The organism is Ruminococcus sp. RTP21198st1_G1_RTP21198_201120, from assembly GCF_040924265.1.
Classification (GTDB): Bacteria; Bacillota; Clostridia; order Oscillospirales; family Ruminococcaceae; genus Hominimerdicola; species Hominimerdicola aceti.
Map to the genome: position 1 here is coordinate 23,495 of NZ_JBCOMH010000002.1, position 22,233 is coordinate 45,727.

Consider the following 22,233-nt stretch of genomic DNA (forward strand, 5'->3'; position numbering starts at 1 on the left):
TTTATGCAAAAACAAGCCCCCGATAAAATCGAAGTCTTGTAAAGTATTCTTATGAATTTTTCTTATTGAATGCAACAACAGCATCGTTGATAGTCTTAAGCTCGGCGTCAACAGTTGCGGAGTATGATTCTCTCAGCTCTGTCCATGAGAATTGTTTGCCATTATCGTCAGCCTTGTTTGTGTATTCATAAAGCTTTCTTGTTACGCAGTTGCCGTCCTCATTTGCGTTGTCGTCAGACATTGTGGAAGAAATTCCGTAGCCGTAGTCAAACACCTGATTGTACTCAGAAGATGAGCAGTCAACGATCACCTGATACATATCCTCTGTCCAGTTAGGGTTAGCGTTGAGAAATTTCTCTTTGCCGTTTTCCTTATATGTTTCATCTGTGTTAGCCATTCTGCAACACTCATACCAGCACTTAACAGCCTCCTTAGCTGTTGAACCTCTTACCCACATATATGCCGTCATATCAGATGTCATGTACTTTTCATCAGTGTTAGGATCAGACGGAACAGGGACCACTCTCCAAGTGTCAGCGTCAGAAGGTCCGTTATTTCCTGTCATAGCCCATGTACCCATGCAGTAGAACAGCAGATTGCCGTCTTTAAGCGCCTGCTTAGCATTGCCAAGCCAGTTGCCGTTTACAAGGTTGTTCTTACCTACCTGATAAAGCAGATCTTCTGCTCTTTCAATATCAGGGTCATTTATATTATTTGTGAACTTCTCTCCGTCATAGTTTACCATTGTTTTACCGGTCTGCTGAATGACCTGTGTCTGGAACCAACCATTGATACCAAATCTCTCAACATCAGCAGGAGCGTTTGAAACAAACTCCGACATCATGTCATACCAGTTATCCCAATTCCACTCGTTGTTCTTATAAAGCTCATATGGATCGTCAAGACCCTCAGCATCGATAACGTCCTGATCGTACATCATAAGCGTGCCGACCGTGAAGCTTATAGGAGCAACATAATGCTTGCCGCCCATAACGAACTTATCAGCCGCTGTTTTCACATCAGCCCACAACGGATCATCAAAGTTCACAATATCGTCAACCGGCTGATACATATCCTTAAGCACCTGTGCAGGGAAAGCCATCCACTCATACTTGAAGATATCAGGCACATTCTGCTGAGCCATGATAGCACTAGCGAGCTGGTCAAATTTTTCGCTATCAGTTACTCTTGTGTACTCTACTTTACCACCCTTGTTGTTGAAAAGGGTCATCTCAACGGACTTATCCTCGCCCTTTTTCTCGTCAGGATTAAGGTCATATGTACCCATCCAACGGATAGTTTTCTGAGCGTCGTCAGGGATAGCCTCTATTTCCTGTGTGTCCTCGACTTTAACTTTCTTTACTGTTGATACCTTTGAACTGCTGTCGCCTGTGGAGCCGCAACCTGCAACTGCAAAAACAGATGTAAGCGCTACTGCCAATGCAAGAATCTTCTTGATCTTCATAAAATAATTGACCTCCAAATCAAATGATTTTCTGTCTTAATAACCAATGTTACACTACAATTATAAAGCTTAATGTCCTTTAAGTCAATTCTCATTTTATACAAAGACATTCAAGCCATTTGTATAATTTGAACATTTCAAAAGTAATAAATATTAAAATATTAAACCTCGAGAGGTACTTGAAAAAAAGGGAGAAATGTAGTATAATATGTTTTACATAATAATCATCACAAAAACGGAGATAAATAAATGAAGAAAATAGAAATTTTCACTGACGGTGCTTGCTCTGGAAATCCTGGACCGGGTGGATATGGTGTTATACTAAGATACAAAGGCAATTCAAAAGAACTTTGGGGCGGTGATCCCTCTACAACCAATAACCGCATGGAGCTAACCGCTGTTATCACTGCTCTTTCAGCACTGAAAGAGCCATGTGAGGTAGAGCTTTACAGCGACTCAAAGTATATAATCGACGCTGTTACAAAAGGCTGGGCAAAAAAATGGCGTGCAAACAACTGGGTGAAATCGGACAAGAAAAAGGCTCTAAACAGTGATCTGTGGGAAAAGCTTCTTGATTTGTTAGAGGTGCATAAGGTCAATTTCAACTGGGTAAAAGGCCATGCAGGACATCCGGAAAACGAACGTTGTGACGAACTTGCAGTAATGGGCTCTAAACAGTATAAATAGAATTAAATAAATATTAATTTTTTATTAAGTTAGGGAAAACTATTGCATTTTGTAGTAATTTAGTATATAATAAAATAGAAATCTATATATGAAAGGTATGATTTAATTGGAAAAGAGATTTGTCTATGCAGATAACTCAGCTACGACTAGAGTATCTCAGAAAGCTCTTGACGCCGCTCTGCCTTATTTCACTGAGCTATACGGAAATCCGTCAAGTATATATTCTTTGGGAATGGAATGTGCAAAAGCCGTTCTTAAAGCAAGGGAACAGGTCGCAAACGCTCTTGGTGCGAAGGTCAACGAGATCTATTTCACTGCTGGTGGCTCTGAGTCTGACAACTGGGCTATAAGAGGCTGTGCACAGCTTGGAGAAAAAAAGGGCAAGAAGCATATCATCACAACTGCTTTTGAACATCATGCAGTTCTGCACACTTGTCAGTATCTCGAAAAGCTTGGCTTTGAGGTAACATATCTTCCTGTAGGTGACAAAGGTCTTGTTACTGCACAGCAGGTCGAGGACGCTATCCGTGAGGATACCTGCCTTGTTACAATAATGACAGCTAACAACGAGATCGGTACTATACAGCCTATCGCTGAGATCGGCGAAGTTTGCCACAAACATGGCGTATGGTTCCATACTGACGCTGTTCAGGCTGTAGGAAATATTGACATCAATGTTAAAGATATGAACATTGATATGCTCTCACTTTCAGGACATAAGCTCCACGCTCCAAAGGGCGTTGGCGCGCTTTATGTAAAAACAGGCATTAACCTTCCTAACCTTATCTACGGTGGAGCACAGGAGAGAAATAAGCGTGCAGGTACCGAGAACGTACCTTCTATCGTGGCTCTCGGCGTTGCTATCACTGATGCTGTAAAGGATATCCCTGCAAAGAATGAGCGTGTTAGAAAGATGAGAGATAGACTTATCGAGGGTCTGCTCAAGATACCTGAGTCAAGGCTCAATGGTGACACAGAACACAGACTTGCAGGAAATGTAAACATATCTGTTCGTGGAGTAGAGGGCGAGAGCCTGCTGCTTTCACTTGACCTTCAGGGAGTTGCAGCTTCATCAGGCTCAGCCTGCACAAGCGGATCACTTGACCCGTCACACGTTCTGCTTTCACTTGGTCTGCCACACGAAGTAGCACATGGCTCACTCAGACTTTCTATCAATGACGAGAACACAGAGGAGGACGTTGATTATATTCTTGAGGTTCTTCCACCTATCGTAAAGCACCTGAGAAGTATGTCACCACTTTGGGAAAGAATTTGCAGAACTGAGAATATTCACGACTATACACTTGATTAGGAGGAATAAAAAATGATATACAGCGAAAAGGTAATGGATCATTTCGCGCATCCGAGAAATGTCGGCGAGATTGAAGATGCTGACGGTGTCGGCGAGGTAGGAAACGCCAAGTGCGGAGATATTATGAAAATGTACATCAAGGTCAATGACGGCGTCATAACTGACGTTAAGTTCAAGACTTTTGGTTGCGGTGCGGCTGTTGCTACATCTTCTATCGCTACAGAAATGATAAAGGGTAAAAAGCTTGAAGACGCTTTGAAACTTACAAACAAGGCAGTTGTTGAAGCTCTTGACGGTCTGCCGCCAGCAAAGCTTCACTGCTCTGTTCTTGCGGAGGAAGCAATGAAAGCCGCTGTTTCTGACTACTATAAAAGACAGGGTATAGATCCAACTCCGTTCGTAGGTAAGCAGTCTGCTCCTGATTGTGAGAACTGCAATGGCTGATAAAGTTCTTGTGGCAATGAGCGGCGGCGTTGACAGCTCTGTTTCGGTCAAGCTCCTTCTTGATGAGGGTTATGACGTGGCAGGGGCTACCATGCGGCTCTACAGCAATGAGGACATCGGTCTGGATAAAACAAGAACGTGCTGTTCTCTCAATGATGTAGAGGACGCACGTTTTGTTGCTTTTAAACTAGGCATTGATTTCCATGTATTCAATTTTTCTGATGATTTTAAGCACTATGTTATCGACAATTTTGTTGATACATATCTGGCAGGCGGCACGCCTAACCCGTGTATCGAGTGCAACAAACATCTGAAATTCGCAAAATTCTATGAGCGTGCAAAGCTGCTGGGCTTTGATTATATAGCTACAGGGCATTACGCTGCCAGAGAATATGACGGAAATTCAGGCAAGTGGCTTCTGAAACGCTCACCTGACAGGTCAAAGGATCAAAGTTATGTTCTTTACAGCATGACGCAAGAGCAGTTAGCACACACTCTCTTTCCTGTTGGCGAGATGCACAAGGACAAGATCCGTGATATCGCAGAAGAAAACAAACTTATAAATGCAAACAAGCCTGACTCTCAGGACATCTGCTTTATCCCTGACGGTGATTACGCAGGCTTTATCACAAAACGCTGCGGTGAACAGCAGTCGGGAGATATCGTTCTTTCTGACGGCACAAAGCTTGGTAAACACAAAGGTCTGATACACTATACTATTGGACAGCGAAAGGGCGTAGGCATTTCATATAGCGAACCGCTTTTCGTTGTTACAAAAGATATGGAACATAACAGGCTTATTATGGGAAAGGCTGATGAAGTATACAGTGACAGCCTTGTGGCAGGAGATGTGAACTTTATTCCGTTTGACACCCTCACAGAGCCTATAACCTGCACTGCTCAGACACGTTATCATCAAAAGGACGCTGAATGTACAGTTTCACCAATGAATGATGGCAAGGTACTCGTGACTTTTAAAGAACCTCATAAAGCTATCTCAAAGGGACAGGCAGTGGTTTTCTATGACGGTGAATACGTTATCGGAGGCGGAACTATATTATAAAAAAAGCCCCACGGATCCATTTCCGTGGGGCATCAAATTTTTAATTACCTGCTTTTTTATGAAGAGAACGAAATTCTGCAGGGGAAAGCATTTCATGCTTTTTGAACACCGCACAAAAATAACTGCAATCGTTATAACCTACCTCCGCAGCGATTTCATTGATGTTAAGCTTATCCTCCAATAAAAGCAGCTTTGCCTGCTGTATACGCTTTCTTGCTAAATACTCAAAAGGTCTTAGACTAAGACACTCCTTGAAAAGTCTGCAAAGATACTGCGGTGAAAGGTCAATAAGATCAGCAAGCTCCACAAGTGTAAGTTCTTTTCTGAAATTCTTATCAATATAATCAATTACAGGCTGCAGCTGATTGAGTTTTTGTCCGTCCTGACTACCATTTTGTAGGTTTACGACTCTGTGTAGCTCAATAAGAAACTGATATAGATATGCCGAACACTGGTGACCACAGTAGTAGTAATTAGTCTTCATAAGATAAAGTATCTTCTTAAATATGGCATCAACAGCATTGATATCATTTATGTGAAACACTTTAGCCTTCTCAAGCTTGATATGCTTGAGTATTTCAATTGCTTCCCTGCCCTCAAAGGTTATCCAGTGGGTTTCCCATATATCACCAACAGGATAATACTCATGCGGCACAGAAGGCGGCAGATAAAATGCATCCCCCGGCTTTATATCATACTCATGACCATCAAATATAATGTGACCCTGACCACGAGTGCAGTATATTATCTGATGATTAGGATAGCCATCTTCTCTTACAAAATGAAATTCTCTATCTCTCGCACCGATTCCAAGCACATACAAAGGCAGGCTCGTTTCATCGCTGAGGACAGGGTAATAATAGTCAGTCATAATAAATCTCGCTTTCCAAACTGATTTCATATTCTTTTATTATATATTATCACAACACACTAAAAAAGTCAAGAAATTTCAAAAAAATATGTTGTACAATTGTCCTGAATGTGGTACAATATATTATATAATAAGGTTAATATACTCATATAGGAGATGATAAGATGTTAAAAAAATTAACGGCTTTTTTCACGGCAACCGTTATGGCATGTGCCACACCTCTTGCCTGCAACGCTGAAGTTATAAAGCATGAAGTAAATGTTCCGCCTAATATACTTGTACTTGGGGATTCAATCGCCGCTGGCTATGGTCTGGAAGGCTACAGTGAAAACAGGTATTCTTGTGCGTCTTATGCAAATCTTCTTCACGACCAGTATGACGCTGAGCTTAAAAACGCTGGCGGCTGTAAGCTTGTGAACTCTGCTGTTGTGGGCGACACTTCACAACAGCTTCTTGACCGCATTAATTCAGGCGAATTTGACGCTGACCTTGCAGACAGCGACGCTGTTATTATATCCATAGGTGGCAATGACATTCTTGGTCTTTTCATAGATTTTTTGATGAACGATCTGGGCATTACTTCTAAAAGCACATTGTCTGATTTGATGGATAAAACCAAGGATATTATTGGCATTGCAATGGATATGAAGGATATGTCTGATGATATGGATAAGGCGCTGAAAAATTTTACGAGCACTCTAGATGATATAATTAACGCTGTTGAAGCTAAAAGTAAGGGTGAAATAATCGTTCAGACACTATATGACCCGCTTGATAATTTCACTGCGGCTGCTGTTTTCCAGAGTATATCGAAGGATAAGATTTCAAAACTTAACAACATTATCAAAGAACACTCCACTGACGAAGATGAAAATGAGAGATACATAGTAGCAGATGTTTTTAGTGAATTCAGCGGTCACGGAAAGGAACTTACCAACATAAATGACTTTGATATACACCCTAATAAAAAAGGTCATGCACTTATTGCTTCTTGTATAGACAAGGCGTTAAGGACAAAAACTTATACCTATGAGGAGGTCGTTCCTGACAGCAGTGAGAACGATGAAAAGGGCAAAAATGCCATACTTATGATAGCAACTGCGACAGGCGGACTTATTGTTATAATCGCAGCTACGATTCTTATACGACACAAAAAGAAAGGATAGATCAACATGAAAATTTATTTGGTAGACTTTGAAAATGTCAAATCCAAAGGACTTCAAGGCATAGACAATTTAACTGAAACTGATACCGTCATAATTTTTTACAGTGAAAATTCCGATACCATTAACTTTGAAATGCACCAGAAAGTTCTTACATCAAAGGCTGATATTGAATACTTCAAGGTAAACGTTGGTGGCAAAAATGCTTTGGATTTTCAGCTTTCAACACTTCTGGGTTATCTGGTAGCCAAGGATACTTATACGAATATTTTTGTTATCAGCAATGACAGAGGTTTTGACTTTCTTCATGATTTCTGGCACGGTAAGTATGTTGACAGCCCAAATGCTATGGTCTACAGAACCAGAACGATACAAACGGCAATAAACTTTGCAAACCACAAGGTCGGTACAAACGAAAGCAGTGAACCTGATGATATAGCTGAGCCTGTAGCTGAATATACTGAGGAAGTACAAGAAAAAGCAGAAGTTCACGCAGAATCAGTGATAACCCTTGACGAAACTGACGAGCCAAGCACAGAGCCTGCGGCTATAGATTATTCTGTTACACTAAACGAAAATATGAATGGTAATACAGAAGAGGTCGAAGAAGAACCAGAAGCCTGTGCACCTGATATTGTCGAAGTAGAAAGTGATCCTGTTGTTGAAACTATCGTCAAAGTGAAAAAGGATAGAAAAAAGTGTACCACACAAAAAAACAACGATCTCCAAAGCATACTTGCAAACATTTGCAGCGAAGAGCAAATAGAAGAGATCAGCAAACTTATAGCTGAGTCTAACACAAAAGAGGAGCTTCACAATTCTCTTGCAAAGGTATATAAAAAGCAGGCTACAGATTTTTACAAGCTTCTTAGGCCAAGATATCTGCGACTTAAAGGACTACAGGAATCCGAAAATACATGCACCGCTGATGAAGATAAAACGATGACGGCTCAGAAAACTGAAAAGGTTGTTTACCATGATGTACTATCCGTAAAACTTGATGAGCTACTCGACGGCAAATGCAACAAAGACGAACTGGCACTTATAAGAGAAGCAGTCATTGACGCCACAACAAAACAGCAGCTTTATATCAGAATGGTAAAAGAGTTCAAAAAGGAAAAAGGCTGCGATATATATAACAAAATAAAGCCAGAGTATGTGTCTTTGCACAAGCTTGCATCTGAGATCATTAAATAAAGGAGTGTAAAATATGAAACTTATGATAGCGTCAGACATTCATGGTTCGGCTTACTGGTGCAAAAAAATGCTTGAAGCCTTTGAGCAAAACGGTGCGGAAAAACTAATTCTTTTGGGTGATATCCTCTATCACGGACCAAGAAACGACCTTCCAAAGGAATATGCACCAAAGCAGGTGATAGCCATGCTCAATCCGCTAAAGGATAAGCTTCTATGCGTGCGTGGTAATTGTGACACAGAAGTCGATCAAATGGTGCTTGACTTCCCTGTTATGGCGGAATATGCTTATATATGCTGTGACGGACTGAGGATATTCGCCACACATGGTCACAAATTCAACTGCGACAATCTGCCACCGCTGTCTAAGGGCGATATTCTGCTCCACGGTCACACCCATGTACCGGTAATAAAAGATCAGGGCGATTACACCTACATAAATCCGGGTTCAGTATCTATCCCGAAAGAAAATTCAGCACACAGCTATCTGATACTGGAAAACGGCAAGTTCACATTCGGTGATCTCACATAAATAAAAGGCAGCTCAAGGCTGCCTTTTTTTGTGCCTATTTTATTGTAGTTTCAAGTCCGTTGACCTCTATCTCAGGGTCATCAAGATTGATTATAAGGCATTTTCTGCCATCGACTATCTGAGTTTTTACCTTGTCAACTGCGTCCTTGCCAATATTTACGGTTATGCTTGGAGCAGAAACTACGGTCCTTTTCTCCACAAGGTTTACCGCTGTGAGTGGCTTTCCACCAGCCGCTGCGTCAAAAACTTTAGGAAGATTATCAAGCTTATCCTGACTAACTCCAGCTTCCCACAGAATGGACGAAAGTTTATGTTCGTCAATTGTCGGTATCTCAGTTTCATGAGCATTTTGGTCAACAAATGTGGAAATCTTGTCATTCACAGTAGTGATAAGATCATAGTCAAGCTCATCACCCACAACGCTTGTGAGGATATCCTTGAAAGTTTCCTTTTCGTTCTGACATGTCATTGAGAACTCACAACCCAGAAGCTCTTCCACAACGGAAGTGTTCGGCTTTTTGGCGTTTTTCGTGTAGTAAAGCACGCCGTTGATATCAGGCGCACGATCATTGAAAAGAGGAAACAAAAAGCCATCGCTTGGAAGCTCAACAATTCTATCGCATGACTCTTTCTTAGCGATAGAGTTGTCCTGCTCGTCATACACAAGCCCGTCAATACGCAGATTTACAGGGCAAAGCGCCGTCACTATGAAGTTGTAATCTGTGTCAGCTTCGTCCTCAAACTCGTCCATTTTGTTCTTTTTCAGCACAGAATATGTACAATGTGCCATGAAAATGGTATATGTTGACACATACTCCACCTTTTCAACTATGGCGTTGAGAAAATTATCAACCTTTTCCTCATCAAGCAGCTTGCTTTGCAATGTTTCATACATGAAAGGCTGTGCCCCACCCTCAAGATATGCGTCCTTTGGAAACGAATATTCCAGCAGATTTTTGCCGATAGAGCCGCTGAGCACCTTTTTCAGGTTTATCATTATCAGCTCCGCCTCGTCCTGCGGAATAGTGTTGTAAAGCTGATTGGTCTTGCACTTTATGTTCTTTTCAGCATCCACAAATGCCGTAACAACGTGATTTACAGTGAAAAAGCCACAATCGTCATTAAAATTTTTCTTTATTTCATTTATTTCCTTTTTGTTCATCTTGGCGTCCTCCCGAAAAAATGTATATTAATTATAGCACAAATGTACAGATTTTTCAAGAGCCACAGACAAAAAAATCCCACAGCCGAAACTGTGGGATAATTGTTATTAAACTGGGTGAACCTTATTTTCAGCGTCTGAGTGCTTACCGTCAACGCCGTACTTTCTATCACGTCTGTCCTTGAAGAACTTAGGTGCAACCTTAGGGAACATTGCATATGTGAGGATATCTTCCTCCTGCTCTGTCCACTCAGCAGCCTCTTTCTTCATTGTTTCAAACTCTGGCTGGAGAAGGTCAGCAGGACGGCAAGTGATAGGCTCTTCGTCGCCAAGAATCTTCTTCTGGAACTCAGGGTCGATAGCAACTGGTGTCTTACCGTACTCGCCCTTAACAAGTCCCTTGAACTCCTTAGTTACTGTCTTGTATCTCTCGCCCATGATTACGTTGAACACAGCCTGTGTACCAACGATCTGTGATGTAGGTGTAACAAGTGGTGGATAACCTGCGTCCTTACGAACCTTTGGAACTTCCTTGAGAACGTCGTCAAGCTGATCTGCCTTGCCAGCCTGTTTCAGCTGTGAAAGGAGGTTTGAAAGCATTCCGCCAGGAACCTGATAAAGAAGTGCGTTTGTATTTGTAGCGAGCATTGAAGGGTCAAGCAGACCGTTGTCGATGTACTTCTTTCTGAGTTTCATGAAGTAATCTCTTATCACGTTGAGCTTAACAAGGTCAAGACCTGTGTCATACTCAGTGCCCTTGAATGTAGCAACGATAGACTCAGTTGGTGCATGAGATGTACCAAGAGCAAGTGGTGACATTGCTGTATCAACGCCGTCAACACCAGCCTCAACAGCCTTGAGGATGCACATAGAAGCAAGACCTGATGTGTAGTGAGTATGCAACTGGATCGGGATCTTAACTGCTGACTTGAGGTCCTTAACAAGTGTTTCAGCCTCATATGGAGTCAGAAGAGCCGCCATATCCTTAATACAGATAGAATCTGCACCTGCATTCTCAATCTGCTTTGCATAGTTCATGTAATACTCATGAGTAAATACCTCGCCAAGTGTGTACGAGATAGCAACCTGAGCGTGACCATTTTCCTTCTTAGCAGCCTTGATAGCTGTTTCAAGGTTTCTGATATCGTTCAGTGCGTCAAAAATTCTGATAATATCAATACCATTTGCAATAGACTTCTGTACAAAATACTCAACAAGGTCATCAGCATAGTGACGGTAGCCAAGCATATTCTGACCTCTGAAAAGCATCTGGAGCTTTGTGTTAGGCATTTCTTTTCTAAGTATACGAAGTCTTTCCCATGGATCTTCATTTAAGAATCTGATACATGAGTCAAATGTAGCACCGCCCCAACACTCAGCAGAATAAAAACCGATCTTGTCGATCTCAGGGAGTATCTCACGCATATCGTCCATTGACATTCTTGTAGCAAGAAGTGACTGATGAGCGTCACGGAGGACAGTTTCAGTTATTTTAAGCTTTGCCATTTTAAATCGATCCTTTCGTTATTTTTCAGGAATGTTATTAGCCGATAACAGCAAGAACTGCACCAGTCTCAACAGCAGAGCCCTTAGTAGTATTAACGCTCAGTACCTTACCGTCGCAAGGAGCGTTAACGTCATTCTCCATTTTCATAGCTTCCAGTACGCAAATAGCCTGACCTGACTTAACAGTGTCGCCTACAGCTACCTTGATGTCAAGGATAGTACCAGGCATTGGAGCTGTTACCTTTGTGCCATCTGCAACAGGTGCAGCGGCTGGAGCTGGAGCAGCAGGAGCGGCTGCAACAGGGGCAGCGGCTACAGGAGCAGCAGCGGCACTTCCGCCGACTTCTTCAACTGCAACGTCATAAGCTTTTCCGTTTACTGTAATATTATATCTTTTCATCTTAAAAAACCACCAATCTTTTTAATTTGATATGTTTATCACAACTGAATATTGCTATGTTTCTTAGGCAGTCTGGAAATTCTCTTTCCAGCCATTACCTCGATAGAATCCATAAGTGTCTGTCTGATCTCGTTCTTAGCGATTATACCGTCAACGCAGCCATTCTTTGCAGCAACAGCAGCAGAGGCATTCTCCTTAGCGAACTTATCAGCAAGAGTGTTTCTTGCAGCAGTAAGATCAGCAGCACCCTTCAGCTCATCATGCTGGAGGAACTCAACAGCAGTTACAGGAGCAAGTGCAGAGATAACAGCTGTATCAAGAGCAAATGACAGATCAGCATTTGAACCCTTACCAGCAAGTGCAATAAATGCAGGACCATAAGCCTTACCTGTAACAACAGCAAGTTTAATAGTAGTAGCCTCAGCGTAAGCGTGGCAAAGCTTTGCCATATCCTTCACAGCACCGTAAGCCTCAGTATCATCATCAGCCTTAAAGCCCTCTGTATCAACAAAAGTTACAACAGGGATAGCGTAAGCGTCGCAAGTTCTTACAAATCTTGCGATCTTTGAGCAATCAGCAGACGTAAGCTTGTCGCCTGTCTTGTTAGTAGCAACAACGCCAACTGTAGCACCGCCAAGTGTTGCAAGTGCTGTATAAGAAGCCTTGCCATACTCAGCATTAAGCTCATTTACACTGTCGCCATCGCAAACAGCCTTTGCAATGCCATCAGCGTCATCACCAACAGCCTCAGTTGGATCAGCAAATTCATACATTGGTACTGGTGAAAGGTTGTTCTGTGGAAGTTTTGTAAGTATACTCTTTGCAGCCTCAACAGCAGCCTTATCGTCCTCGCAAACAACAGCAGCAGTGCCGTTTTCAGCAGCATTTTCAGCAGAGTTCTTTATGTTTGCGTTTGGTGCAACATAAAGCTCAGCATCCTTTGCGATAACAGTGAAGTCAGCAGACTCAGCGAGCATTGCTGCACAGCCTGCACAAGTGCCAGCGACAACAGCTATCTGAGGAACAACACCTGAAAGGTTAGAAGTCCACATAAGCAGTTCACCATAAGCATTGAGAGCCTTTGAACCGTCGCTTACGTCAGCACCATAAGAATCGAATATTCCGACAACAGGAACACCTGTCTTAGCAGCAAGGTCATAAACCTTTGCTATCTTCTTTGCCTGTGCCTCTGTCAAAGCACCGTCCTTAACAGTCACGTCCTGAGAAAAAGCATATACAGGATTACCCTCAACATAGCCAAAAGCAGTAATAACTCCAGCAAGGGAGTCACCCGCAGCAGCATAAGCGTCAAGCTCTGTAAATTTTCCTTCGTCAAACAAATATGTCAGCCTGTTTCTTGCAGCAGTAGGAGTCTGCGACGCAGCTTTAAGCTCAGCAAGAGTAGAAATTGAATCAGACATACAGTTTCCTCCATTCAAATAATTTTTGTGATAAAATAACGCAAAACTACTGGATTTTATCATATTTATACACTTAATATTATACTATTTTTTCGCCAAATTTACAAGAGTAAATTGACCTATTTCCGCATATTTTACGTTTAGTAGCATAATCAATATCGATACACGCATATTATTAAGCATTTTGCACAATAACAAAGGGCCTCCTGACAAAAAGAGACCCCCGATAAGCGTTATTTTTTGGTGATAGCATTCCTTAAAGCCCTTAGCTCGTCAGGTTTAAGCTCTCTATACTCACCTGGTTTTAGCATACCAAGTTTAATCGGACCGATGGCAGTGCGCTTTAGTCTTGCGACTTCAAGTCCCACAGCTTCGCACATTTTTCTTATCTGACGGTTCCTGCCCTCATGGATAGTCATTTGAAGCACAACCCTGCCAGGCTGTTTGTCGAGCACAACAACTGAACACTCCTGCGTCATTTTGCCGTCTATTTCAACTCCTGAAGCAAGCTTTATGAGTTGCTCATCGTTTATGTCAGGTCTTACTGTAACACGATAAGTCTTAGCGATATGCCTTGAAGGGTGCATGATATCATTGGCAAAATTTCCGTCATTTGTGAAAAGCAACAGTCCCTCTGAGTTCTTGTCAAGTCTGCCGATAGGATAAACTCTTTCAGGCACTTTTGTTAGAAGCTCGGTTACACACTTTCTATCAAGCTCATCGCTCATTGTGGTAACATATCCTCTTGGCTTGTGGAGCATGATATAATAAAGCTGTCTTTTCTTGGCAACATATATTTTTTCCCCATCAAGGGTGATTATATCCTTGCCTGCCAAAGCCTTGTCGCCAAGCTTGCAAGGTCTGCCATTGACCTTTACCCTTCCCTCTGAGATATACTCCTCTGCCTTTCTTCTTGAACAAACACCACTGTCAGACATTATTTTCTGTATACGAATCTTTTCCATATTTTCTCCTTATTTATGTACGGCTCACATTGAGCCGTTATGCAAACAATTTTTTCAGCTTATCTAGATAATAGTGGAATATATCTGGCTTTTCAGGCTCTGCAAGCATCGAATCTTCCACCGCCGTGATATCCGTTCGGGCTATTTCCACATCATTGTAGTAAAACAATGCCAGCCCTATTTTATCTCCACTTTTCACAGGCGCATAAACAAACCTTGGCAGATATATCTTTGTCTTGACTTTGTAAGCCCTGCCGTTCAAAAGCACCGCACTTGCATGCCCTACCTTACATTTCACACTGTCGCTCACTCCGCCAACAACTGCAACATCAAAACTACTTTTATCCAGTGGAAGCTTCTGTTTAGATACAAAATCAAAGCAATAATCATAGAGCTTTGAGTGATCATTCCAATCATCAGGAGCATTCAAGGTAACGCATATAAGCTCTTTATTCTTTCTGTCACAGGCTGAAACAAGACATCTCCTCGCCTTGTCCGTAAACCCCGTTTTTACGCCCACAATACCTTCACAGCTTTTTAAAAGCTTGTTTGAGTTAATTAGCCAGCGGTCATACGGTGGGTTTCCATAGCACAACTCAACCTTTTCAAGGTGGCATATAGCCCTAAAATCTTCATTTTTCATTGCTTCCGCTGCAAGCTTTGCCATATCCGCTGCAGTGGAATAATGCTCATCTGTATCATCATCAAGCCCTGACGGCGTTACAAAATGAGTATCATTAAGCTCCAATTGTTCAGCCTTTTTGTTCATAAGCTGAACGAACTTGCCGATACTTCCTGCCACTCTTACCGCAGCAGCATTTGCAGCGTCATTTCCGCTTGGAAGAAGCATGCCACAGCATAGATCGCGTAGAGTGACTTTGTCACCATCTTGAAGACCCATGGACGAGCCTTCGACCTTTATAGCTTCGCTGTCTACCACGAACTGCTTGTCAAGATCTTCACCACTTTCAAGCACAAGAAGCACAGACATTATTTTGGTAGTGCTTGCCATCGGACGCCTTTCATAGGCGTTTTTCTCGAACAGCACATCACCTGTTTCACCGTCTATAACTATAGCACTCTTCGCGGATATCTCACTGAGATCGTCAGCACTGACATTCATACAGCAAAAGCACATCATCATGACCGTACAAATAAATACCGTCACGCATTTCAAACAAACCACACCCTTAAAATCAATTTCAAGGATTAGTTTGCTCACTTGTGCTTTTAAAATTCAGTAAAATTATTCCTCGTCTTCGTCCTCGTCGTCAGACTTTTTGCCAAGAAAATCTGTTATCTTATCTATCACCTCAGGTACCATATTTATGATAGCGTTTTCCTTTGTCGCATTCATCGAAAGCTGTAAAAGCTTTGCTTCGCCCTTGTAAACAGCGATAAAAGCGATAGGCTGGATAGTTACTCCTCCGCCTGAGCCACCGCCGAACGTTTCCTTTGTGCTTTTTGTTGGCAAGTCAGAGCCACCCGACGCAAAGCCCACTGATATCTTTGAAACTGGGATTATAGTAGTACCATCTGCGGTAACGATAGGCTTGCCCACAACAGTCTCGCAGTCTGCCATTTCACGGACCTTGTCCATTGCAGTTTTAACAAGTCCCTCGATCTTTGTACTTTCGCTCATTTTTCTCAACCTTTCGTATTTCAATTTGTTGCTTTAACTTCATTCTTTTTAGCCGCAAGCTCTTTACTGCGACGCTTGGCAGCACGCTTTTTCTTACGTCTGCCTGAAAGATATATTTTAAGAAAATTAACGCCCGTGCAAAACCCTATTGCTATCAAAGTGCTTGGTCTTACCCTGACTAAGGTATGAACGTCATATCCGAACTTTTTTTCATCAAAAATGCAGTTCACATCAGCTTTTTTAAGCTTTACTGTAAAAACACCCGCAAGTATTGCAATAGTATTGAAAAGCCCTGCCTGCACCTTGCCGTATAGCATAGCCGCTTCGTAAGCGTCCTCTTTTCCAACGTCAAGAACTATCCTTGTGTCTGTAAAGCGTATAGCTTTCAGAAGCTTTTTGAAATATTTCCAGCCCATGGGAATATAAGGCTTCACCTTTTTATACTGCGCTTTCAGCTCATAGAACTTGCTTTTTTTCTTTTCTTTAGATTTGGAAACCGGCTTCTTTTCACCCTTATCCTTTTTATGAAAAAGCTTTCCGACAAAGCCCTTTTTCTCCTGCTTCACAGTTATTTCCTCGGGTTTGTCCTCTGCACCAGCTTCAACATTGGTATCAGTATCAATATCAGCGATATCTTCCTGCTTATCCTCTACCTCAGTCACGCTGACATTTTCATCTGCTTCATTATTTTCTATTTTTTCAGGCTTAGCTTCAACAATTTGCTCGGACACTTCTCCTGTTTTATCTGTCGTATCATCAGTCTGTGGGACAGGTAAGCTTTCTTCAATATTGTCCTCAAACTCCTCAAAATCATCAAAACTATCCTCAGGCAGTTCAGCTTTTTTTGATCTTTTCTGTTTTTTCTTCTTAGGCTTTCGTGGATAAATGTCAAAAAACATATACCGTACTTTAAGATCAAAGCCTTTTTTATTCAGATCTATCTGTGCCGTAATGGAAAAATGCAGCAGGATAACAATAACCGCTATAATACCAAGCAGTATCCATAAAACAATTATCGTTATCATCTCCCCTCATGGTCATACTTTATTCTTCCGTATCATTCTCTTTTGTTATCTCGTCAATGGTTATCTGCTCCTGCTTATCAGGGATAGGCGGCAGATCGTCCAGGCTTGACAGCCTGAAACAACGGAGAAAATTGTCCGTCGTCTTGTATGCAATAGGCCTGCCAGGCAGGTCAAGTCTTCCCGCTTCTGCAAGCAAACCCTTATCTACGAGAGAATTTACAACTCCCGAGGAGTCAACTCCCCTGACGTGTTCGACAAAGCCCTTTGTTACAGGCTGATTGTATGCGACTATTGTCAGCGTCTCCATTGCCGCAGGGCTAAGAACAGAGTTTTTCTTTATCTCCAAAGCCGCCTTTATGAATGTCGCAAGCTCTTCTTTTGTGGCAAGCTGATATGACCCATTAAGGCTCAGAAGCGTAATTCCGCTTTCAGCCTTGCTGTATTTATCTGCCAAAGAGCCAAGAGCTTCCTCAAGCTGATCTTTGACGATACCAACTGCCTCGCATAGCTTCTCGCTCTCCACAGGCTCTCCGCTTGCAAAAAGCACAGCCTCGACGGCTGCCTGTATATTTGAATGTTCCATAGATTATCCCTTTTCTTATTTTATCCGTAGCACCAGAAATTATTGTCTCCGTCATCGCCCACAGGTGAATATCCCCAATAATATCTTCTTTTTGCCCAATAGTTCGGCTTGAATACAGTATCAGGGGTAATATCCGCAAGCTGTTCGATCAGCCTTATCTCCTCCATAGTGGCTTCATCAGGCTGTTCGGGCTCAGGCTTTGCCATAACAGGCTCGGTATATAAAACAACACTGTCTATCTTTTCAGATATCTGCTCCATTTCAGCCATGACCTCCTCAGCTGATTTCACAGGAGCATACGCCGCAATAACTTCACCTGATATGCGCTCGGATTTTGCAGATATATACCGCTTTGACTGAGAAGCTTCTTCACGCTCTGCGTCAACATCAGCAACTTCTTCTATCTCATCTGCAGGCTCATCGTCAAGTATATTTTCTATAGGCTCAGGCTCGGGGACAGCTTCTGTCGTTTCGCTTTCGATAACAACAGGCTTATCGAAGTCGGACTCGACTTTTTTGTTCTTTGAAGCCTTGTTGAAAAAAATCTTTGAGTTATCGTCATTGAGAAATATCCTGCCAGACTTTGTAAGCTCCAATATAGCAAGAAAAGTAGCGACTTTCTCACTTTTCTCCGTCATGCCGTCATAAAGGTCGCCCATATCGCATTCACCATGCTTATAAAGTCTTTTAAGGACATGGATTATCTTCGATGTGACCGATACTATCTTATGTGAAACTATCGGCTCAAACATCTTCGCTTTCAGCGGAACGCTCTCACGGGCTTTCTTTGATATGCCCATATAAGCGTCATAAAGGCACTGAGGGTCATGCTCACGGGTATAGGTCTTGTTTACAGGAAGCTTTATCGCTGTCCTTATAAAAACAAGGTCACCAACGTAAACTTCACGGAGAGTCTGTGCAGCCTGTTTGCACAGAGAATACTCGATGATCCTGCCTTCAAGCTCTTTTTTAAGCTCTTTTGACTCCTCGTCATGAGGCAGAAGCGAACAGGTCTTTATGTATATAAGGCGTGCCGCCATTTCAAGAAAATCAGCGGCATCCTCATAATCCTCGTGGTCAAGATCATTGATATAGTCCATATACTGTTCAAGGAGCAAAGATATCTCAATATCGTAAATATTCAGTTTGTGCTTGCTGATAAGGTGAAGAAGCAAGTCAAGCGGTCCTTCAAACATATCCAGCTTGAACTGAGCAGCACTCATTTACGTTTTTCCTTTCATGAACAGTTTTATTTCAAAAATATCGCTTTTAGTATAGGGTCAACCCAGAACGTAAGCTTATCCATTATCCAGAACATACCATTTTGTAACCAACCTATAGGCGTATCAAGAACGCCTGTTACAACAAGTATCATAAATGCAATAGCGATATAGTTCTGATACTGTGCCATAAAGCGATCTACCTTACTGCTTGTAAAGTAAGAAAGTATCTTCTGACCGTCAAGCGGCGGGATAGGTATAAGGTTGAACACTGCAAGTCCCACGTTTATAGCTGTAAAGTAATATAATACAAGCGACACATAGTAAAAAGCTATAGAATAATGCACTATATAAAGCACATAGAAAAGCTTATAAAGAACTATTCCGATAAGTCCCATTATGATATTTGAGATAGGACCTGCGGCTGCCGTGAGTGCCATGCCCTTCCTGTAATTCTTAAACCTGATAGGGTTTACCTGAACAGGTTTACCCCAACCAAAACCTATGAAGAATATGCACAATGCACCAATAGGGTCAAGATGTGCAAGAGGGTTAAGGGAAAGTCTACCCTGATAACGTGGGGTATCATCCCCAAGCTTTGTTGCCGCCCATGCGTGAGCGTACTCATGGATAGGTATACACATGAAAATTACGATGAGCTTTGCACCGTAATCAAGAATTTTCTGCGGATCCATATTTTCATGACCTCCTGTCATTTCAAAACAAAATTACACAAACCACAAGTGTAATTATACACTATTTTCAATGAAATTTCAAGGCATTTTGTCTTTATTTTTAATCGAAAACGATAAATATATGCGATTTTACGGAAATTTCAAAAAAAATCTCAAAAAGCTCTTGCAATTTCTTTTCAGTTATGCTATAATATTTAATATTGTGAATAATAGTATTGCATTTTTAAGGGTAAAGGAGGTGCAGCGTAATGGCAAAATGCGAAATCTGCGGTAAGGGCGTTACTTTTGGTATCAAGGTATCACACTCACACAGAAGAACAAACAGAACTTGGAAGCCAAATGTAAAGAGAGTTAAAGCTGTTGTAAACGGCACTCCTTGTCACATTTACGCTTGCTCAAGATGCCTGCGTTCAGGTAAGGTAGAAAGAGCTTAATGCTTGAATATTCCAAAAAATCGACTAGCTTCGCTAGTCTTTTTTTTATGCTTTTTAAGATACAAAAAAACCGGAGCCGAGTGTCATACTCTGCTCCGATTTTTATTATGCAGCGTGTCTGCCAAATGTTCTCTTATTCTCAGGCGGTGCAAAAACAGAATTAGCACCTGACGATGAATTGTCACTGTTCATATTGTTGTTGCTGAAACCGTGGTCGGTCTTATATATCATATCATAGTAGATTATAGCATTGGAGATGTTAATTCGCTCCTCGGCATAATTTGAATAGTTACTGATATAATCCTCGTCCACAACACCATCGTTTATTCGTGCGTTACAAGAATCCTGACAGTACGTTTCATTCACAGTGGTCTTGAACAGACCCTGATCGTCGTCCATATACACTGGGTTAGGATCATCTTTATATACTTGATTGCATGACACCGCCGTTGCCACATTTTTGTAATCCGTAAGATCAAAATATGTGTTTTTCTGGCTATCATAGTAAACAGTATCTGTTACAAAATTGCCGTTTGGGAAGATAACAACATTTTCCTCGTTATCAGCAACAGAAAAGATATCATGACCAAGTGCATAGACATTTGAGAAGCCAAACATATTTCCAAGTGTTGGCTGAACGTCATACATACCCATTATCTGCTTGACCTCTGTAGGCTCATATCCGCCGTCTTTCGACCATATTATGAACGGCACTTTTCTGTTAAGATTGTAGTAGAAATCGTCAACAGGAACATAGCCCTCGTCATCCTCAGTAAGAACAGAATCAGTAAATGGATTATAGTTGAAATATCGGTCATACTCCTCTGCCTTTATTTTTGCGTCATGGTCACCATAAATAACAACAACAGTGTTATCAAGAAGTCCTGCATTGTCAAGTTCTGTCATGAACTGACCAATAGCCTGATCTGCATAGTGAACAGACTTAAAATAAGATCCAAGCTTTGTACCCTCAAGGAACGGTGCAGATTTTTCCTCATACATTCCATCCTCTTCGTTGAACATCTTATACTTGAAATCTACCTCATAGTCGCTCACACGCTCAATGTCAGTAAACGGCGTATGGTTTGTGAGCATAAGGAACGCACCATACCACTTATCATGCTCCTTGTTTATCTTCTCGATCTTTGGCACTGCCTGTCTGAAGAACGATTTGTCTGACAGACCAAGACCAATAGTTTCATCAATGTTAAAATCTTTGTTATAGTTAAAGAAATCATCATAACCAAGGGAATGATGTAGATTAAGTCTGTTCCAGTAAGAGCCGTTGTTGCCGTGCATACTGAAAGTATAATAGCCCTTCTTCTTAAGCATTTTCTGGGTAGTTGTGTAATCTCTGTCCCAATAGTTGATAGCAACTGTACCGCTTGAAGCTGGCATAAGTGAAGAAGCAAAGGTAAACTCGCTATCTGAGCTTGTTCCCACACTCTCTTGAGCGTAGAAATTTGAAAAATAAAGACCCTCTCTCGCAAGCTTGTTCATATTAGGTGTAAGCTCTTCTCCGTTTATATATGTATCCATACAGAATTGCTGAAAACTTTCAGCGTGGATAACTATAATGTTCTTATCCTTGAAAATATTCGTGTACTTGTTACTCTTTTCAGAAGTTTCTTCAGTCTTTGACTTATCGTCATAGAACTTATTGAAAACCTCCTCGCTTTCCTCGTAACCAAACATCATATTTATTTTCGCATGAGTGCAGGAAATAACATCGCTGAACTGATATGTGTAAAGACCAAAAGTGCCAAGAACATATTCTCTGTTCCACTGCTTAGCAAGTCTTGAATAATCAGTGCCGGTAAGTGTTGAACAAAATATTCCTGCAAGACCTATGGAAACACAAAATGTTCCAAGAGCATATTCACGGCGCTTTCTCTTTTCCTTGACCTCGGTGATATAATCTCTTGTACGTCTTTTAAGAAGTATGTACACAACTATGATCACAGGGATATCCCACAGGAAAATAAGATCCTTTGGTTCCATGATGTTCTCAGTAACAGCGTCCATTACTCCGCCGAGCTGTGAAGCCGTTGAAATAAGCGATACTGAGATAAACGACTTATAATTTGTATAGTATATAGAATTTGCCGTACAAAGAATAGAAAAAATTATGGTGAGTACAAGCAAATATACAAATTGCTTTCTTGGCTTTTTAAACACATATGAAATTAGAGCAAGCAACAGTATAACTGCCATATCAGCCATGAGCGGTTTTATCTGGCTGTAATTAAACTTAACAGTAAATGCTCTAAGAAGAAATCCATTCAGAACAGATGCAAATACAAATGTTAGAAACAAGATGTTATCCTTCAGGTATCCGCCTATTCCACTGCGGATCTTTGTTATGACCTTATTCATTTATATCTCCTTTTCAATTTACTTTATTCAGTCGCAAAGAATATTGTATAATTTTTTCTGATAAAAGTCAAGC

Annotated in this window: 22 protein-coding genes; 8 read left to right on the top strand and 14 right to left on the bottom strand. The window is 41.5% G+C overall.

Features of this window, described 5'->3' with window-relative positions:
* Nucleotides 1-49: 49 nt before the first annotated feature.
* A complete protein-coding gene (locus tag AB5627_RS01495; RefSeq protein ID WP_022288421.1) occupies nt 50-1,465 on the bottom strand; it encodes an ABC transporter substrate-binding protein in 1,416 nt (471 codons plus the stop codon).
* Nucleotides 1,466-1,714: 249 nt separating this feature from the next.
* Here AB5627_RS01495 and rnhA point away from each other — a divergent pair, with 249 nt between their 5' ends.
* The 4 genes from rnhA (at nt 1,715) to mnmA (ending at nt 4,971) form a co-directional block, all read left to right on the top strand.
* Nucleotides 1,715-2,152 carry a ribonuclease HI gene (gene rnhA, locus AB5627_RS01500; RefSeq protein WP_022288420.1) on the top strand — a complete coding sequence of 146 codons (438 nt, stop codon included), beginning with the start codon at nt 1,715-1,717 and terminating at the stop codon, nt 2,150-2,152.
* 106 nt (nt 2,153-2,258) lie between these two features.
* The gene (nifS, locus tag AB5627_RS01505; RefSeq protein WP_022288419.1) at nt 2,259-3,464 is read left to right on the top strand and encodes a cysteine desulfurase NifS; all 1,206 of its coding nucleotides are present in this window, start codon (nt 2,259-2,261) and stop codon (nt 3,462-3,464) included.
* A gap of 12 nt (nt 3,465-3,476) precedes the next feature.
* Nucleotides 3,477-3,908, top strand: coding sequence for a Fe-S cluster assembly scaffold protein NifU (gene nifU, locus AB5627_RS01510; protein ID WP_022288418.1), 432 nt, complete (start codon nt 3,477-3,479; stop codon nt 3,906-3,908).
* Entirely contained in the window at nt 3,901-4,971 is a 1,071-nt protein-coding gene (gene mnmA / locus AB5627_RS01515) for a tRNA 2-thiouridine(34) synthase MnmA (protein ID WP_368369630.1), read from the top strand. Before nifU ends, mnmA begins: the two co-directional genes overlap by 8 nt.
* A gap of 40 nt (nt 4,972-5,011) precedes the next feature.
* Here mnmA and AB5627_RS01520 read toward each other — a convergent pair whose 3' ends face one another.
* The gene (locus AB5627_RS01520; protein WP_117856409.1) at nt 5,012-5,842 is read right to left on the bottom strand and encodes an AraC family ligand binding domain-containing protein; all 831 of its coding nucleotides are present in this window, start codon (nt 5,840-5,842) and stop codon (nt 5,012-5,014) included.
* Nucleotides 5,843-6,006: 164 nt separating this feature from the next.
* Between AB5627_RS01520 and AB5627_RS01525 the strand changes: the two genes are divergently transcribed.
* Genes AB5627_RS01525 through yfcE form a run of 3 tightly spaced genes read left to right on the top strand, consistent with a single transcriptional unit; the run spans nt 6,007 to nt 8,731 of the window.
* Nucleotides 6,007-7,008 carry an SGNH/GDSL hydrolase family protein gene (locus AB5627_RS01525; RefSeq protein WP_333634966.1) on the top strand — a complete coding sequence of 334 codons (1,002 nt, stop codon included), beginning with the start codon at nt 6,007-6,009 and terminating at the stop codon, nt 7,006-7,008.
* Nucleotides 7,009-7,014: 6 nt separating this feature from the next.
* Nucleotides 7,015-8,202 carry a PIN domain-containing protein gene (locus AB5627_RS01530; protein ID WP_265290477.1) on the top strand — a complete coding sequence of 396 codons (1,188 nt, stop codon included), beginning with the start codon at nt 7,015-7,017 and terminating at the stop codon, nt 8,200-8,202.
* A gap of 13 nt (nt 8,203-8,215) precedes the next feature.
* On the top strand, nt 8,216-8,731 hold the full coding sequence (gene yfcE / locus AB5627_RS01535; protein WP_022288413.1) for a phosphodiesterase: 516 nt from the start codon (nt 8,216-8,218) through the stop codon (nt 8,729-8,731).
* A 34-nt stretch (nt 8,732-8,765) separates the two neighbouring features.
* Here yfcE and AB5627_RS01540 read toward each other — a convergent pair whose 3' ends face one another.
* The 11 genes from AB5627_RS01540 to AB5627_RS01590 all read right to left on the bottom strand — a co-directional run bounded on the left by AB5627_RS01540 (nt 8,766) and on the right by AB5627_RS01590 (nt 19,350).
* Nucleotides 8,766-9,893 carry a DUF4317 domain-containing protein gene (locus AB5627_RS01540; protein WP_022288412.1) on the bottom strand — a complete coding sequence of 376 codons (1,128 nt, stop codon included), beginning with the start codon at nt 9,891-9,893 and terminating at the stop codon, nt 8,766-8,768.
* Nucleotides 9,894-10,001: 108 nt separating this feature from the next.
* Nucleotides 10,002-11,399, bottom strand: a complete 1,398-nt coding sequence (locus AB5627_RS01545) for an oxaloacetate decarboxylase subunit alpha (protein ID WP_022288411.1) — start codon at nt 11,397-11,399, stop codon at nt 10,002-10,004.
* Nucleotides 11,400-11,436: 37 nt separating this feature from the next.
* The gene (locus tag AB5627_RS01550) at nt 11,437-11,799 is read right to left on the bottom strand and encodes a biotin/lipoyl-containing protein (protein WP_022288410.1); all 363 of its coding nucleotides are present in this window, start codon (nt 11,797-11,799) and stop codon (nt 11,437-11,439) included.
* A gap of 38 nt (nt 11,800-11,837) precedes the next feature.
* Nucleotides 11,838-13,220: a carboxyl transferase domain-containing protein gene (locus AB5627_RS01555; protein ID WP_022288409.1), complete on the bottom strand. Its 1,383-nt coding sequence runs from the start codon at nt 13,218-13,220 to the stop codon at nt 11,838-11,840.
* Between the two features lie 233 nt (nt 13,221-13,453).
* Nucleotides 13,454-14,185, bottom strand: coding sequence for a pseudouridine synthase (locus tag AB5627_RS01560; RefSeq protein WP_022288408.1), 732 nt, complete (start codon nt 14,183-14,185; stop codon nt 13,454-13,456).
* A gap of 37 nt (nt 14,186-14,222) precedes the next feature.
* The gene (locus AB5627_RS01565) at nt 14,223-15,353 is read right to left on the bottom strand and encodes a D-alanyl-D-alanine carboxypeptidase family protein (protein WP_265290492.1); all 1,131 of its coding nucleotides are present in this window, start codon (nt 15,351-15,353) and stop codon (nt 14,223-14,225) included.
* A 78-nt stretch (nt 15,354-15,431) separates the two neighbouring features.
* Nucleotides 15,432-15,827, bottom strand: coding sequence for a GerW family sporulation protein (ytfJ, locus tag AB5627_RS01570; protein WP_022288406.1), 396 nt, complete (start codon nt 15,825-15,827; stop codon nt 15,432-15,434).
* Nucleotides 15,828-15,847: 20 nt separating this feature from the next.
* Nucleotides 15,848-16,852: a hypothetical protein gene (locus AB5627_RS01575; protein WP_022288405.1), complete on the bottom strand. Its 1,005-nt coding sequence runs from the start codon at nt 16,850-16,852 to the stop codon at nt 15,848-15,850.
* Nucleotides 16,853-16,871: 19 nt separating this feature from the next.
* Complete coding sequence (gene scpB, locus AB5627_RS01580) at nt 16,872-17,435, bottom strand: SMC-Scp complex subunit ScpB (RefSeq protein WP_022288404.1); 564 nt, start codon at nt 17,433-17,435, stop codon at nt 16,872-16,874.
* A 20-nt stretch (nt 17,436-17,455) separates the two neighbouring features.
* A complete protein-coding gene (locus AB5627_RS01585) occupies nt 17,456-18,658 on the bottom strand; it encodes a ScpA family protein (RefSeq protein ID WP_022288403.1) in 1,203 nt (400 codons plus the stop codon).
* Nucleotides 18,659-18,684: 26 nt separating this feature from the next.
* Nucleotides 18,685-19,350 carry a site-2 protease family protein gene (locus AB5627_RS01590; RefSeq protein ID WP_368369631.1) on the bottom strand — a complete coding sequence of 222 codons (666 nt, stop codon included), beginning with the start codon at nt 19,348-19,350 and terminating at the stop codon, nt 18,685-18,687.
* 248 nt (nt 19,351-19,598) lie between these two features.
* Here AB5627_RS01590 and rpmB point away from each other — a divergent pair, with 248 nt between their 5' ends.
* Entirely contained in the window at nt 19,599-19,784 is a 186-nt protein-coding gene (gene rpmB / locus AB5627_RS01595; protein ID WP_022288401.1) for a 50S ribosomal protein L28, read from the top strand.
* A gap of 105 nt (nt 19,785-19,889) precedes the next feature.
* On the opposite strand, the gene AB5627_RS01600 is transcribed toward rpmB, so the two are convergent.
* Nucleotides 19,890-22,160, bottom strand: coding sequence for an LTA synthase family protein (locus tag AB5627_RS01600; protein ID WP_368369632.1), 2,271 nt, complete (start codon nt 22,158-22,160; stop codon nt 19,890-19,892).
* Nucleotides 22,161-22,233: the final 73 nt, after the last annotated feature.